The following is a 15,410-nucleotide window of genomic DNA, read 5'->3' as shown; positions in this document are numbered from 1 at the left end:
AAGAGGCCGCGCGCGTGAGCGGGCAGCCTCTTTGCCAGAACCACCGAAGCGGTCTTATTTCTTGGTCGCAGCGACCTGAGCAGCCACTTCGGCAGCGAAGTCGACTTCGGCCTTTTCGATGCCCTCGCCCACTTCGTAGCGAACGAAGGAAACGATTTCAGCGCCAGCCTTCTTGGCCAGATCACCGACCTTGACTTCCGGATCCTTGACGAAAGGCTGCTCAACCAGGCTGGCTTCGGCCAGGAACTTGTTGATACGACCCTTGATCATGTTCTCGACGATGTTTTCCGGCTTGCCGGCGATCTTGTCGGCATTGAGCTGCAGGAAGATTTCCTTTTCCTTGGCGATCAGCTCTTCGGACACATCCGCCGGACTCAGGACGGCCGGGTTGCTGGCAGCCACGTGCATGGCGATGTCCTTGGCCAGCTCGGCGTCGCCGCCTTTCAGGGTGACCAGTACACCGATGCGATGGCCGTGCAGGTAGGCACCCACCACTTCGCCTTCAACCGCGCTCAGGCGACGGATGTTGACGTTCTCGCCGCACTTGGCAACCAGGGCCTCACGGGCGGATTCGCGGGAAGCGATCAGCGGAGCCACTTCGGTCAGTTTCTGCTCGAAGGCCTCGTCCAGGCTCTCCTTGACGAATGCCTTGAAGTCGTCCTGCAGAGCCAGGAAGTCGGTCTGCGAGTTGACTTCGATGATCAGACCACGGCCACCTTCGACGCGAACGGCGATCGAACCTTCGGCGGCGATGTTGCCCGACTTCTTGGCGGCCTTGATGGCACCGGAAGCGCGCATGTCGTCGATGGCTTTCTCGATGTCGCCACCAGCGGCAACCAGAGCCTTCTTGCACTCCATCATGCCCTGGCCGGTACGCTCGCGCAGTTCTTTGACCAAGGCTGCAGTGATTTCTGCCATGTTGGGAATCCTCTCGATTTGGTTTCTAAACCACTCACCCAAAGACACAGGTGATCAATTCGCAAGAGACAAAAAGGGGGCCTAGCCCCCTTTTCGTTTATCGGGTATCACGCTGCAGTGCGTCGCACTCAGCCCTGAGCCGCCTCGGAAGCTACTTCTTCGACGAACTCGTCAGCACCACCGGCACCGTTCTGACGACCGCGCAGAACGGCATCAGCCATGGAGCCGAGGTAGAGTTGCACGGCACGGATGGCGTCATCATTACCAGGGATGATGTAGTCGACGCCTTCCGGGCTGCTGTTGGTATCGACCACGCCGATTACCGGAATGCCCAGCTTGTTGGCTTCGGAAATGGCGATGCGCTCGTGATCGACGTCGATGACGAACATGGCGTCCGGCAGGCCGCCCATGTCCTTGATGCCGCCCAGGCTGCGCTCGAGCTTCTCGAGGTCACGGGTACGCATCAGGGCTTCTTTCTTGGTCAGCTTCTCGAAAGTACCATCCTGAGACTGGGCTTCCAGCTCACGCAGACGCTTGATGGAAGCGCGGATGGTCTTGTAGTTGGTCAGCATGCCGCCCAACCAGCGATGATCGACATACGGCGAGCCGCAACGAGCAGCTTCTTCGCGAACGATCTTGCCAGCGGAACGCTTGGTACCGACGAACAGAATCTTGTTCTTGCCTGCAGCCAGCTTCTCAACGAAACGCAGGGCGTCGTTGAACATCGGCAGGGTCTTTTCCAGGTTGATGATGTGGATCTTGTTGCGCGCGCCGAAAATGTACTTGTCCATTTTCGGGTTCCAGTAACGGGTCTGGTGGCCGAAGTGCACACCGGCCTTCAGCATATCGCGCATGGTGACTTGAGACATGATAAGTCCTCGAATAAGTCGGGTTAGGCCTCCACGCGTCCCGATATCCAACTCTTGCGAGCACCCAGGATACCGTGTCGACACGTGTGTGGGGTTAAGCGCGACGGGGTGTCCCCGTCGAGCGGCGCGTTTTATAGCATAAAGGCCATCGACAGGCTACTGCTTTGACCATCCGCCGCATGTTCGGCTGCCGATCGCCCCCTCTCCTGCAGGGTATGGTTGCTTTGGTTTATCATCGCGGCTTTCCGTTTATTGCCTTCGCCTGCCGGCGCACTAAGAGGTTTGCATGACAGTCACCATCAAGACGCCCGAAGATATCGAGAAGATGCGCGTAGCCGGGCGTCTCGCCGCCGAGGTTCTGGAAATGATCGGCGAACACGTCAAGCCGGGCGTGACCACCGAGGAGCTCGACCGCCTGTGCCACGACTACATCGTCAACGTTCAACAGGCGACTCCGGCACCGCTGAACTACAAGGGCTTCCCCAAGTCGATCTGCACCTCGATCAACCATGTGGTCTGCCACGGTATTCCCAACGACAAGCCGCTCAAAGACGGCGACATTCTCAATATCGACATCACCGTGATCAAGGACGGCTACCACGGCGACACCAGCAAGATGTTCATGGTCGGCAAGGTGCCCGAGTGGGCCGAGCGCCTCTGCCAGGTGACGCAGGAATGCCTATATAAAGGCATCGAACTGGTCCGTCCGGGCGTCCGTCTCGGGGACATCGGAGAAGTCATCCAGAAGCATGCGGAGAAGAACGGCTTCTCTGTGGTGCGCGAGTACTGCGGCCACGGGATCGGCAAGGTGTTCCATGAGGAGCCGCAGGTACTGCACTACGGCCGTGCCGGCACCGGCATGGAGCTCAAGGAAGGCATGACCTTTACCATCGAACCGATGATCAACCAGGGCCGCCCGGAAACACGCCTGCTTGGCGACGGCTGGACCGCGATCACCAAGGACCGCAAGCTCTCGGCGCAATGGGAGCACACCATCCTGGTCACCGCCGATGGTTACGAGATCTTCACGCTGCGCAGCGACGACACCATCGCCCGCACTTCAGCCTGAGACACCCCGCCGCCGCATTGATGGGAGGACGTTCGCATGCCCCAGGTTGATCCGGAGCTGTTTGACCGCAGCCAGTTCCAGGCGGAGCTCGCACTCAAGGCCAGCCCCATCGCTGCGTACAAGAAGGCCATTCGCCAGGCACGCCAGGTGCTGGACGAACGCTTCAGGGCGGGGCGGGACATTCGCCGCCTGATCGAGGATCGCGCCTGGTTCGTCGATCAGATCCTGCGCTCGGCCTGGAGCCGCTTCGATTGGGACAAGGGCGCCGACATCGCCCTGGTCGCCGTGGGCGGCTACGGGCGCGGCGAACTGCATCCCTATTCCGATATCGACCTGCTGATCCTGCTGGACGAGAACGATCAGGAAATCTTCCGCGAGCCGATCGAGGGCTTCCTCACCCTCCTCTGGGACATCGGCCTGGAGGTCGGCCAGGCTGTACGTTCGGTAGCCGAGTGTGCCGATGAGGCGCGCGCCGACCTCACCGTCATCACCAACCTCATGGAAAGCCGCACGATCGCCGGTCCGGAGCGCCTGCGCCAGGCCATGCTGCAGGTCACCAGTACCCAGCAGATGTGGCCGAGCAAGGAGTTCTTCCTTGCCAAGCGCAACGAGCAGCGCGCTCGCCATGCCAAGTACAACAACACCGAGTACAACCTGGAGCCCAACGTCAAGGGTTCCCCCGGCGGTCTGCGCGACATCCAGACCATCCTCTGGATCGCGCGTCGCGAGTTCGGCACCCTCAACCTGCAGGCCATGGTCGACCAGGGGTTCATTACCGAAGGCGAACATAGCCTGCTGACCGCCGCCCAGGAGTTTCTCTGGAAGGTGCGCTATGGCCTGCACATGCTCGCCGGACGGGCCGAGGACCGCCTGCTGTTCGACCACCAGCGCAGCCTTGCCGCCCTGCTCGGTTACGAAGACAGCGATGCCAAGCTGGCCATCGAGCGCTTCATGCAGAAGTACTACCGGGTGGTGATGAGCATTGCCGAGCTCAGCGATCTGGTCGGCCAGCACTTTGCCGAAGTGATCCTCTGGGAAGGCGAATCAGGCCCGATCGTTCCGCTCAACAGCCGCTTCCAGGTACGCGACGGGTATCTGGAAGTCAGCAACCCGGCGATCTTCAAGCGCACACCGTTCGCCATCCTGGAAACCTTCGTGCTGCTCGCCCAGCATCCGGATATCCAGGGCGTACGCTCCGACACCATCCGCCTGCTGCGCGACCATCGATACCTGATCGACGACACTTTTCGCCAGGACCTGCGCAACACCAGCCTGTTCATCGAGCTGTTCAAGTGCAAGGAAGGCATCCACCGCAACCTTCGCCGTATGAACCGCTACGGCATCCTCGGCCGCTACCTGCCCGAATTCGGCCACATCGTCGGGCAGATGCAACACGACCTGTTCCACATCTATACCGTCGATGCGCACACGCTCAACGTCATCAAGTACCTGCGTAAGCTGACCAAGCCAGGCGTGGCCGAGAAGTATCCGCTGGCCAGCAAACTCGTCGAGAAGCTGCCCAAGCCCGAGCTGATCTACATCGCCGGCCTCTACCACGACATCGCCAAGGGTCGCGGCGGCGACCATTCGGAGCTGGGCGCGGTCGACGCCGAGCAGTTCTGCCGTCGCCACAAGCTGCCGGCGTGGGATACCCGGCTGGTGGTCTGGCTGGTGGAGAACCATCTGGTCATGTCCACCACCGCCCAGCGCAAGGATCTATCCGATCCACAGGTCATCAACGACTTCGCCCAGCGCGTCGGCGACGAGACCCATTTGGATTACCTGTACGTGCTGACCGTGGCGGATATCAACGCCACCAACCCCACGCTATGGAACTCTTGGCGCGCCAGCCTGCTGCGCCAGCTCTATACGGAAACCAAGCGCGCGCTCAAGCGCGGGCTGGAGAATCCTCTGGGCCGTGAGGAGCAGATTCGCCAGACCCAGCGCGCCGCCCTCGACGATCTGGTGCGCCATGGCACCGACCCGGATGATGCCGAGCAGCTCTGGGCGCAGCTGGGTGACGACTATTTCCTGCGCCACACCGCCACCGATGTCGCCTGGCACACCGATGCGATCATCGAGCACCCGGCCAATGGCGGCCCGCTGGTCCTGATCAAGGAAACCACGCAGCGCGAGTTCGAAGGCGGCACGCAGATCTTCATCTATGCGCCGGACCAGCACGATTTCTTTGCGGTAACCGTGGCGGCGATGGATCAGCTCAACCTGAACATCCATGACGCCCGCATCCTCACCTCGAGCAGCCAGTTCACCCTGGACACCTACATCGTGCTGGAAGCCGACGGCAGCCCCATCGGCAACAACCCCGAGCGCATCGAGGAAATCCGCAGCGGACTGATCGCCGCGCTGCGCAATCCGGACGACTACCTGACCATCATCCAGCGCCGTGTACCGCGCCAGCTCAAGCACTTCGCCTTCCCACCGCAGGTCACCATTCACAACGACACGCAGCGCCCGCAGACCATTCTCGAGATCATCGCGCCCGACCGTCCCGGCCTGCTGGCGCGGGTCGGGCAGCTGTTCCTGGATTTCGACCTGTCGGTGCAGAACGCGAAGATCGCCACGCTTGGCGAACGGGTGGAAGACGTGTTCTTCGTGACCGACGCCGACAACCAGCCGCTTTCGGACCCGCAACTCTGCCTGCGCCTGCAACAGGCGATCATCAAGGAGCTGCAGCAGGAAAACGAGCAGCAGCCTTCGCCGAGCAGCATCGTCATCTGAACGGCGGCTGACCGCGCCGTGACGCGCGGTCAGCTGCGGGCATCAATCCCAGGGTTTGCCGCGGGTCTGCTCCACTGCGGGCAGTTTCTGCTGCATGGCCGCCTTGGCCAGCATGTGCGCACTGACCGGAGCCGTGATGAACAGGAACAGGGTGATCAGCAGCTCATGCAGACTCAGTCCGTCATTGTGATGACTGAAGAACAGCATCGAGGCGATGACGATGCCGCCCACACCAAGCGTGGTCGCCTTGGTCGGCCCGTGCAGACGCGTGTAGAAATCCGGCAGACGGTACAGCCCGATGGCTCCGATCAGCGCGAACAGGCTGCCGATGATGAGGAACACGCTGACCAGCGCTTCAATCCAGAATGGCATATCGCCTCCTCAGTCGATGATGTCGCCGTGCAGCAGGTGCTTGCCCACCGCGACGGTACTGACGAAGCCCATCACCGCGATCAGCAGCGCCGCCTCGAAGAACAGGTCCGATGCCAGCCAGATGCCGAACAGCACGATCAGCGCCAGGGCATTGATGTACAGCGTATCCAGCGCCAGCACCCGATCGGGCATGTCCGGGCCCTTGACCAGGCGCACGACGTTGAGCACCGCGGCCAGGCCCAGCAGCGCCAGGCAGAAAGGGATCACGTACGCGAGCATTCGAAAATCTCCAGTAGCGGCGCTTCGTAGTTGCGCTTCACATCGGCCGCGACCTCGTCGGCATCCGGCGCATCCAGCGCATGCAGGATCAGCAGCTTGTGGTCCGCGCTGAGCCCGGCGGACACGGTCCCGGGGGTCAGCGAAACGATGCTGGTCAGCGTGGCGAGGACGAACTCGTTCTCGATCGCCATCGGAACCACGATGAACGCCGGTTTCAGGCGGCTTTTCGGCCCGAGCACCAGCTTGGCCACGTGCACGTTGGCGACCACGATGTCGTAGAACACCTTGAGCATGAACAGGCACAGCTTGAACGGCTTGCGTACCCGCGGCACCTCGATCAGGAAGCCCCGCACCAGCAGCGGGATGGCCCAGCCGAGGAACAGCCCCAGCAGCAGATGGGCGAAGCTCAGCGTATTGTTCAGCAGCAACCAGATCAGCGTGAGCAGCAGCGTCAAGGCGGGATTGGGTAACCAGCGGGCCTTCATGCCTCACCTCCGCGGATGATGTCCAGATAGGGCGCCAGATCGAGCAGTTGCGCGGCGGTGGCCTGCACATAGCCCTGCAGCGGTTGCGCCGCAACCACCAGCACCAGGCTGCCGAGCAGCAGCCCGAGGGTGGCCAGCACCCGGACCGGATCGGCAGTCAGGCCGCTGGCCGCTTCGCTGGGACGCCAGAACACCAGGCTGCCGGAGCGGCTCAGGGCGATCAGCATGCCCAGCCCGCCGACCAGCACCACGGCCCAGAGCGCCACCGCTTCCGGCCCCGGGGCGACGGCGCGCAGCAGCATCAGCTTGCCGAGGAAGCCCGAGAAAGGCGGCAGACCGGCCACCGAGATCGCGCCGACGAAGAACATCGCCCCCAGCAGCAGCGGCTGGCGCAGGGCCGGCGCGGTGACCAGGTCGGTGCCGTACTCGCCGCGCTGGCGGGCGATGAGATCGGCCAGCAGGAACAGCGCGCCGGCGATCAGCGTGCTGTGGATCAGGTAATACAGGGCTGCCGCCAGCCCCTGTGCGTTGCCCAGCGCGATGCCGGCCAGCAAGGTGCCGACCGAAGCCACCACCAGGTAGGCCAGCATCACCTGCAGGTTGCGCGCGGCCAGTGCCCCGACCACGGCCACACCCAGGGTGAGCAGGGCCAGGGGCCAGAGCCAGTCCTCGACCATGTTGCTCAGTGTTCCCGCCTCGCTGCCGAACACCAGCGTGAACACCCGGACGATGGCGTACAGGCCGACCTTGGTCATGATTGCGAACAAGGCAGCGACCGGGGCCGTAGCCGATGCATAGGCCCGCGGCAGCCAGAAATACAGCGGCAGCACCGCTCCCTTGAGGGCGAAGACCACCAGCAGGATATAGCCGGCGGCCGCCAGCAATGGTGCCTCGGCGGGATCGGCGAGGCTCACTCGCAGGGCCAGATCGGCCATGTTCAGGGTGCCGAGCAGGCCGTAGAGCATGCTCACGCCGATCAGGAACAGCGCCGACCCCAGCAGGTTCAGCACCACGTAGTGCATCCCGGAGCGCACCCGCTGCGGCCCATGGCCGTGCAGTAGCAGCGCATAGGAGGAGATCAGCAGGATCTCGAAGAACACGAAGAGATTGAACAGGTCGCCGGTGAGGAAGGCGCCGTTGATGCCGAGCAGCTGGAACTGGAACAGCGCATGGAAGTTCGGCCCGCGCTCGTCGTCGCCGCGGCTGGCGTACAACACCGCGAAACCGGCCAGCACCGCGGTGACCAGCAGCATCAGCGCGTTCAGCCGGTCGAGCATCAGGATGATGCCGAACGGCGGCTGCCAGTTGCCCAGCGCATAGACGCGCAGCTGTCCGTCGTCGGCCAGCAGCAGCAGCCAGATCGCGATGGGTACCAGCGCCCATGTCGCCGCCAAGGAGAGAATTCGCTTGGCCGGCTTGCCCATGCGGTGGCACAGCAGCAACAGCGCGCCAACGAACAGCGGCACCAGCAGCGGGAGGATCAGCGCATGATTCATTTGCGGGGCTCCTGCCCATCGACATGGTCGGTACGTACTTCGCCGATGCTGCGCAGCGACAGCACCACGACGAATGCCGTCATGGCGAAGCCGATGACGATGGCCGTGAGGACCAATGCCTGAGGCAGCGGATCACCGTACTCGGCACTTTTGCCGATGACGGCCGGAACCCCGGTAGCCAGGCGCCCCATGGAAAAGATGAACAGGTTGACGGCGTAGGAAATCAGCGTCAGCCCCATGACCACTGGAAATATCCGGGCGCGCAGGAGCAGGTAGACACCACTTGCCGTCATGATTCCGAGCGTGATCGCGAATACCGCTTCCATCACACCACCTCCCTGTTGGAATCGTCCTGCCTGACTTGGCCGATATTGGAAAGAATCAGCAACGTCGCGCCCACAACCACCAGATAAACCCCCAGATCGAACAGCATTGCAGTGGCCAACTCGAATTCGCCAATGAGCGGCAGATGGAAATGATCGAACGCGGATGTCAGGAACGGGTAGCCCAGCAGCAGGCTGCCCAGGCCGGTTGCTCCGGCAATGAGCAGGCCGGCGCCGCACAGCGAGTGGTAGCTGAGCGGCTGCCGCGCCTGGGCCCAGCTCACACCATGGGCGATGTACTGCAGGATCAGCGCGACGGCGGTAATCAGGCCGGCGATGAAACCGCCGCCCGGCAGGTTGTGTCCGCGCAGGAAGATGAATGCGGAAATCAGCAGCGCCATCGGTAGCAACGCGCGCGCCAGTGCGTCCAGCACCATCGGATGCTTGTCCAGTGACCACAACCGCCCGCCGGCGTCCCGGATCGGATGTGGCAGGCGCAGGCCGCTGAGCAGGCTGTAGATGCCGACCCCGGCAATGGCCAGCACGGCGATCTCACCCAAGGTATCGAAGCCGCGGAAGTCGACCAGGATCACGTTGACCACGTTCGTACCGCCCCCGCCGGAGACGCTGTTCTCGAGGAAGTAGGAAGCGATGCTGTCGTAGGGGCGCGTCAGCACCGTATAGGCGAGCAGCGCCACCATGGTGCCGCAGCCGGCGGCCAGGACGAAATCACGGAACGCCCGCAGGCTGCTGGATTCAGCCGGCGTACGATCGGGCATGAAGAACAGCGCGAGAATCAGCAGGATGATGGTCACCACTTCCACTGACAGCTGCGTCAACGCGAGGTCCGGCGCCGAGTAGCGGGCAAAGCCCAGGGCGACCATGAGCCCGACCACGCTGAGCACCATCAACGCCACCAACCGCTGACGGTGGAACAGCACGGTGAGCAGCGACGTGAGCGCGAGAATCACCATGCCCAGCACCGTGATCGCGTCGAGCGGCGTCAGGGCCACCGGACCATGCAGCGTTTGCAGCGGCGTCAGCGCATACACCACCAGCACCAGGGTGCTGATGAGCATGAGCGCGACATAGCGCTGCAGCGAACCATTATCCAGCAGGCAGGTTAGATGACGTGCGCCCAGCGTCAGCCCAGCCATCACCTGCTCGAACACTTCCAGCGAATCGACCGTCGGCAGGCCCTCATACCAGCGGAACGCCCACTTGCGCAGGGAATAGATCAGGATGCCGCCGATCAGTGCCGCGAAGCTCATGGCCAGTGGCAGATTGAAGCCGTGCCAGATCGACAGGCTGTACTCGGGTACGTTGCCGTTCAGCGTCCCGGACACCGCGGCGGCGAGCAGCGGACCAACGGTGAATGCGGGCAGCATGCCGACCAGCAGGCAGAGCAGCACCAGGATCTCCACCGGGATCTTCATGTAGCGCGCCGGCTCGTGCGGCGGATACTTCGGCAGGTCGACCGGCTCGCCGTTGAAGAACACGTCATGCACGAAACGCAGCGAATAGGCGACCGAGAACGCACCAGCCAGCGTGGCCGCAGCGGGAATCGTCCAGTAGAAGCTGCCCAGCAGGTGCTGATCGAGGGTCTCGGCGAAGAACATTTCCTTGCTGAGGAAGCCGTTGAGCAGCGGCACACCGGCCATGGCCAGGGACGCGACCATGGCCAGCGCAGCCGTATGCGGCATGTACTTCCACATGCCATTGATACGCCGCATGTCCCGGGTGCCGGTCTCGTGATCGATGATGCCGGCGGCCATGAACAGCGATGCCTTGAAGGTCGCGTGGTTGATGATGTGGAAGATCGCTGCGACGGCGGCCAGACGCGAGTTCAGGCCGAACAACAGGGTGATCAGCCCCAGGTGGCTGATGGTCGAATAGGCCAGCAGTCCCTTGAGATCGTGCTGGAACAGCGCCATGACGGCACCCAGCAACAGCGTGGCCAGGCCCGTCATGCTGACCAGGTAGAACCACCACTCCGATTCGGCCAGGGCCGGATACAGACGGGCAAGGAGGAAGACCCCGGCCTTGACCATGGTCGCCGAATGCAGGAACGCCGATACCGGCGTCGGCGCAGCCATGGCCTGAGGCAACCAGAAATGGAACGGAAACTGAGCGGACTTGGTGAACACGCCCAGCAGTATCAGGATCAGCGTCAGCGGGTACAGCGCATTGGCACGGATCAGATCGCCCGATGCCAGCACGGTCGACAGTTCGAAGCTTCCGACGATGTAGCCGATCAGCAGGATGCCGGCGAGTAGCGCCAGCCCTCCGCCACCAGTCACCGCCAGTGCCATGCGCGCGCCCTGACGAGCATCGGCCCGATGGTTCCAGTAGCCGATCAGGAGGAATGACGACAGGCTCGTCAGCTCCCAGAACATCAGCATCAGCAGCAGGTTTTCGGACAGTACCACGCCGAGCATCGCGCCCATGAAGAGCAGGAAAAACCCATAGAAGCGCCCCATGGGATCTTTCTTCGACAGGTAATAGCGCGCGTAGAGGATTACCAGCAACCCGATGCCGAGAATCAGCAGGGCGAACAGAAAGCCCAGCCCGTCCAGCCGCAGGCTGAGGTTCAGGCCCAGCTGCGGCAACCAGGTGTAATGGATGATCTCGGTTTGGCCGGAAAACACGTCAGCGCGTTTGGTCAGCAACAGAACCAGTGCTGCCAGTGGCGCCAGACCTGCACCGAAGGCACAGGCGGAACGACCGAAACGCTCCAGAAGCAGGGGCAGGAAGATGCCCAGAAATGGCAAAGCGATAATCAGCGCAAGCGCCATGAACGAGACCCCTTAAGCCATCAGTCCGGATGGCATTCTTATCCTTGCAGGCACGGCAACTGCCTGAAACGGCACACAAATGTGTGCCCGATTATCCATACGGATGATGCCGACGTCATGGACTCATGTATTTCGAAAAACAAAAGGCGCCGCCTCCGTCCCGTTTATCGGAACGGAAGACAGCCCCCGGCTTCAGCTGTGGGCGATGTTCGGCGCGCTCAAGGGGCCACGCGGCTGGTGCCACTGACAGTGAGGATGCGCACCCGCTGACCGACGCGGAATACCTGATTCGGCTCAACGGCCTGAACATAGGCGCGCATGTTGCCGTCATCTTCGCGCACCGTAATCTCCACCCCCTGGGTGCGGGTGATTCCCTCCTCAGCCGCAGCGCCGAGCATACCGCCAGCGACCGCACCGATTACCGCGGCGACCGCACTGCCGCGCCCACCGCCGACACCACTGCCGGCCACGCCGCCGACCACGGCGCCTGCGCCTGAACCGATCGGCGTCTTGGTTCCCTCGATCTTCACGGGCCGCAGCGATTCGATTGTGCCGTAGCGTACGGTCTGAACAGCACGCGCCTCGTCCCGGGAATAGGTATCGCCGGTAAGGCTCGAGGCGCAGCCGCCCAGAGTCAGCGCCAAGGCGGTAAAGGACGCGACAACGATGGATTTACGCATTGAAAGTCTCCTGCAGACTGCTGTTTCGTTCCCGGGGAATGGCTTAGGTGGCAGCGACGAAACGGCACTTGGCAACTTCACCGCCCTGACTCAGCATTCGCCATCTTCCAAGCATACCTATGCGAGTCGAACCTGGCGTATCAGGTTCCTTCAACGAGATGAACCATGGATTACTTCATCATAGCCATCACTACTGTGGCTGGCCTGGCTTTTCACGCCTGGCTGATCATTCGCTTCCGCCGCTGGGCCGATCGCGACCTGGCATTGTCGATTGCCGGAAGCGACCCCGACCGGCGCGCCTGGATGCTGCAACGTCTGACCGACGCGAAAAACCAGAAGGTCAAGCGGCGCGACCTGCAAGGTTGGCTCGAGCAACAGGCCCAACGCTACCCCGACGCCTGAGCGCGGCCACACGGCGGGTACCATCCGCCGAGCCCGGCCAGCCTGCCATATCGCACCAAATAAAAGGTGATTTTCCGAGCCCGCCGGTTTGCCGGATGGTTACGGCAAATTACTAACCCACTCACCGTCGTGCCGCTAGCCGCTGGGAGTGAGCGGCTCGAATGCAGCGACCGAATCAGGGGGCCAGGCGCTCGCGCTGCCAGCCATTGGCGACCAGGCGATAGTCGAGTCGGTCGTGCAGGCGGCTCGGCCGCCCCTGCCAGAACTCGATGCGCTCCGGCAGCAGCCGGTAGCCGCCCCAGTGCGGAGGACAATGGGGCGCCTTATCGAGGAAGCGCTGCTCGGTCTCGGCCAGCAGCCGCTCCAGCTCAGCGCGATCGCGAATCACCTGACTCTGCGGTGATGCCCAAGCTCCGAGCCGACTGCCTAGCGGGCGCACCTGGAAATAGGCATCCGATTCCTCTGCCGTCACCTTCTCGACGCGCCCCTCGATACGGACCTGTCGTTCCAGCGTCGGCCAGAAGAACGTCATGGCGGCATAGGGGGACGCGCCCAGCTGCTGCCCCTTGGCGCTGTCGTAGTTGGTGAAGAACGTAAAACCGCGGTGATCCAGCGCCTTGAGCAGCAGGATGCGGCAATGGGGCCGACCGTCGACGTCGACGGTTGCCAGAGACATGGCATTGGGTTCGACGGGCGCCTGCTCGGTCTGAGTTGCCTCGGTGAACCACTGACGGAACAGACCGAAAGGGTCGTCGGGCGCGTTGGCCTCGCTGAGTCCGTCACGGGTGTAATCGCGGCGCATATCGGCCAGGGTCTGGATCATCGCGTGGCTCCTTCATCGAATAGGCAGGCTTTCAGCGTATCAGGGCGCAGGATCGGGCGACGACCATGAACCGAGCCGGCCTGCCGAAAAAGCTTATCCGCGTTTGCCCGTCACGCCTTGATTCAAGGCAACCAGCCACAACGAAAACAGGCCCGCATGCGGGCCTGTTGCAGTCGAACTCGATCCAGCCCCTACTTGGCGACCTCGGCCTGGGCTACCTGGGTCGCAGGCTCTGCCGGCCGCTCGTACTTGGCGATAAGTGCCAGCATCGTGGTCTGCGGCGCCAGCACCATCTCCACCCGACGATTCATCGCCCGGCCTTCCTTGCTGTCATTGGCCGCGCGCGGCATGTCGGAGCCCAGCCCACGAATACGCAGGCGGTCGTGCTTGAAGCCACTGAGGCGGAAGATCGCCGCGACCGCGCTGGCGCGCTCACGGCTGATGGTGCGATTGACGTCGTCCGCACCGGTGCTGTCGGCATGCCCGAGGATGACGACCGCCGTCTTCTCATCCTTCTCGACCAGCTTCGCAACGCGGGTGATCGGGCCAAGGGTCACCGGCAACAGCATGCCGGGACGATCGGGATTGAACGAGGAATCCACTGGTGCCGTGACCACCAGCACGTTATCGCGGCGCTCGACCTCGAAACGGCTGTCCACCAGCGCATCGCGCAGCTTCGGTTCATATTCGTCAAGCCAGGCGTAATCCACCTTCGGCGCAACCGGAGCCGCTGCCTCACTGGGTTTCTTCTCGCCCTTCGAGCTACAGCCGGCGATGACGATCATGCAGAGAATCAGGGAGGCGCTCTTCAGCAGGTTCATGAGCAAAATTTCCGTGCACCAGATGCGTTTCTTGGACGGGCATCGAAGATGAGATGCCACTATTGAGTTTGATTCGAAATTGTGGACGCAAGTCCTTCTTTTGAAAAGTCCGGCCGCCTTGAAGTGACGAGTGGTTCAATGCAGGCAGGCGGCTACGCAGCGAGCCAGCGATTGCGCTCTCGGGTCCATCAGCACATAGGGCCCGAGAGTATTGGTGACGAAGCCGAACCCCAGTTCACGCTCCGGATCGGCGAAGCCAATGCAGCCACCCGCACCTGGATGGCCGAACGCGCGCGGCCCCATGGCGAACGTCGCATTGGCAACGTCAGGCTGATCGAGCCAGCAACCCAGGCCGAAGCGCGTCGAGGCCAACAGGGTACGGTCCTCGCCAGCGCTGTGCTCATGGGTCATCTCACGCAGGACCGCCTCATCGAGCAGCCTGCCCTGAAGCAAACCGGTATACAAGCCGGCCAGCGAGCGCGCGTTGCCGTGGCCGTTGGCCGCCGGCTGCGCCATGCGTCGCCATTCCGGCTTGTTGCCGCTGCTCATGATGGATGGCGGATTGTTGAAAGCGCGGGCGCTGATGGATGCAGGATCACTCATCAGCGCCTTCAACAGACGCTGGGCGCAAGCGTCGCCGAAGTCGTTCTTGGTCCTGGTCAGGTAAGCGACGCGATCGGCCTGGCTGTCGTCCAGGCCAACATGGAAGTCCAGCCCCAGGGGCGCCGCGGTGCGACGAACGATCGACTCGCCCGCTCCGCAGCCATCGACACGACGCAGCAGCTCCCCGACCAGCCAGCCGTAGGTCATGGCGGCGTAACCCTGGTCGGTACCCGGTGCCCACCAGGGCTCCTCGGCGGCCAGCGCGTCGGTCATGCACGTCCAGTCGTAGAGTGCCTCGGGCGCCAGCGGCCGGCGAATGGCCGGCAGCCCGGCGCGATGACAAAGCAGCTGGCGCAAGGTTATCGATTCCTTGCCATTGGCCGCGAATTCCGGCCAGACCCGCGCGACCGGGGCATCCAGTTCCAGCTTGCCCTCCTCGACCAGCTGCAGCGCGGCCACCGCGGTAAAGGTCTTGGTGCAGGAAAACAGGTTGACCAGCGTGTCGCTGTGCCAGGCCTGCTCGCCCTGGTTGTCGGCGACGCCAGCCCACAGATCGACCACCGTTTCGCCGCCGATCTGCACACAGAGTGCGGCGCCGCGTTGCTGGGTGCCGTCGAACAATGCGGCAAACGCATCGCGAACCGCTTCGAAGCGAAGATCGAAATAACCCTGAACCTGCACGTCGCTACCCCTCATGTTTGATTGCGGGTGATTCTTGCAAGCGCGGCCCGGCAAG

At 62.9% G+C, this 15,410-nt stretch carries 15 protein-coding genes; 3 read left to right on the top strand and 12 right to left on the bottom strand.

All coding sequences use genetic code 11. The features are described from left to right. Positions 1–54 precede the first annotated feature (54 nt). Positions 55–918, bottom strand: coding sequence for a translation elongation factor Ts (gene tsf / locus PSTAB_RS07200; protein WP_011912701.1), 864 nt, complete (start codon positions 916–918; stop codon positions 55–57). Between the two features lie 128 nt (positions 919–1,046). After that, entirely contained in the window at positions 1,047–1,787 is a 741-nt protein-coding gene (rpsB, locus tag PSTAB_RS07195; RefSeq protein WP_011912700.1) for a 30S ribosomal protein S2, read from the bottom strand. Positions 1,788–2,073: 286 nt separating this feature from the next. On the opposite strand from rpsB, the gene map reads away from it, so the two are divergent. Both map and PSTAB_RS07185 read left to right on the top strand, forming a co-directional pair. Further along, positions 2,074–2,856, top strand: a complete 783-nt coding sequence (map, locus tag PSTAB_RS07190) for a type I methionyl aminopeptidase (protein ID WP_013982326.1) — start codon at positions 2,074–2,076, stop codon at positions 2,854–2,856. 36 nt (positions 2,857–2,892) lie between these two features. Continuing rightward, entirely contained in the window at positions 2,893–5,595 is a 2,703-nt protein-coding gene (locus PSTAB_RS07185; protein ID WP_011912698.1) for a [protein-PII] uridylyltransferase, read from the top strand. A gap of 42 nt (positions 5,596–5,637) precedes the next feature. Here the strand turns inward: PSTAB_RS07185 and PSTAB_RS07180 are convergent, their stop codons facing one another. The 7 genes from PSTAB_RS07180 to PSTAB_RS07150 form a co-directional block, all read right to left on the bottom strand. After that, positions 5,638–5,967, bottom strand: a complete 330-nt coding sequence (locus PSTAB_RS07180) for a Na+/H+ antiporter subunit G (protein WP_013982325.1) — start codon at positions 5,965–5,967, stop codon at positions 5,638–5,640. A gap of 9 nt (positions 5,968–5,976) precedes the next feature. After that, complete coding sequence (locus PSTAB_RS07175) at positions 5,977–6,246, bottom strand: K+/H+ antiporter subunit F (RefSeq protein WP_013982324.1); 270 nt, start codon at positions 6,244–6,246, stop codon at positions 5,977–5,979. Beyond that, a complete protein-coding gene (locus PSTAB_RS07170) occupies positions 6,231–6,731 on the bottom strand; it encodes a Na+/H+ antiporter subunit E (protein WP_013982323.1) in 501 nt (166 codons plus the stop codon). The genes PSTAB_RS07175 and PSTAB_RS07170 overlap by 16 nt, the downstream gene beginning before the upstream one ends. Continuing rightward, the gene (locus PSTAB_RS07165; protein ID WP_013982322.1) at positions 6,728–8,227 is read right to left on the bottom strand and encodes a monovalent cation/H+ antiporter subunit D; all 1,500 of its coding nucleotides are present in this window, start codon (positions 8,225–8,227) and stop codon (positions 6,728–6,730) included. Before PSTAB_RS07165 ends, PSTAB_RS07170 begins: the two co-directional genes overlap by 4 nt. Beyond that, a complete protein-coding gene (locus tag PSTAB_RS07160; protein WP_011912693.1) occupies positions 8,224–8,553 on the bottom strand; it encodes a Na+/H+ antiporter subunit C in 330 nt (109 codons plus the stop codon). The genes PSTAB_RS07165 and PSTAB_RS07160 overlap by 4 nt, the downstream gene beginning before the upstream one ends. Next, positions 8,553–11,345, bottom strand: a complete 2,793-nt coding sequence (locus tag PSTAB_RS07155) for a monovalent cation/H+ antiporter subunit A (protein ID WP_013982321.1) — start codon at positions 11,343–11,345, stop codon at positions 8,553–8,555. The genes PSTAB_RS07160 and PSTAB_RS07155 overlap by 1 nt, the downstream gene beginning before the upstream one ends. A gap of 218 nt (positions 11,346–11,563) precedes the next feature. Beyond that, positions 11,564–12,025, bottom strand: a complete 462-nt coding sequence (locus PSTAB_RS07150) for an outer membrane lipoprotein (protein ID WP_011912691.1) — start codon at positions 12,023–12,025, stop codon at positions 11,564–11,566. Between the two features lie 165 nt (positions 12,026–12,190). On the opposite strand from PSTAB_RS07150, the gene PSTAB_RS07145 reads away from it, so the two are divergent. Continuing rightward, on the top strand, positions 12,191–12,427 hold the full coding sequence (locus PSTAB_RS07145; protein ID WP_013982320.1) for a hypothetical protein: 237 nt from the start codon (positions 12,191–12,193) through the stop codon (positions 12,425–12,427). Between the two features lie 175 nt (positions 12,428–12,602). Here PSTAB_RS07145 and pdxH read toward each other — a convergent pair whose 3' ends face one another. The 3 genes from pdxH to PSTAB_RS07130 all read right to left on the bottom strand — a co-directional run bounded on the left by pdxH (position 12,603) and on the right by PSTAB_RS07130 (position 15,355). Further along, on the bottom strand, positions 12,603–13,250 hold the full coding sequence (gene pdxH / locus PSTAB_RS07140; RefSeq protein ID WP_013982319.1) for a pyridoxamine 5'-phosphate oxidase: 648 nt from the start codon (positions 13,248–13,250) through the stop codon (positions 12,603–12,605). Between the two features lie 191 nt (positions 13,251–13,441). Beyond that, positions 13,442–14,071, bottom strand: coding sequence for an OmpA family protein (locus PSTAB_RS07135; RefSeq protein ID WP_013982318.1), 630 nt, complete (start codon positions 14,069–14,071; stop codon positions 13,442–13,444). Positions 14,072–14,206: 135 nt separating this feature from the next. Next, the gene (locus PSTAB_RS07130; protein WP_013982317.1) at positions 14,207–15,355 is read right to left on the bottom strand and encodes an EstA family serine hydrolase; all 1,149 of its coding nucleotides are present in this window, start codon (positions 15,353–15,355) and stop codon (positions 14,207–14,209) included. Positions 15,356–15,410 lie beyond the last annotated feature (55 nt).

Origin of the sequence: Stutzerimonas stutzeri (genome assembly GCF_000219605.1) — a bacterium.
Lineage (GTDB): Bacteria > Pseudomonadota > Gammaproteobacteria > Pseudomonadales > Pseudomonadaceae > Stutzerimonas > Stutzerimonas stutzeri.
Note: the sequence above shows the minus strand (reverse complement) of the source record. Positions and strands in the feature narration are given on the sequence as shown.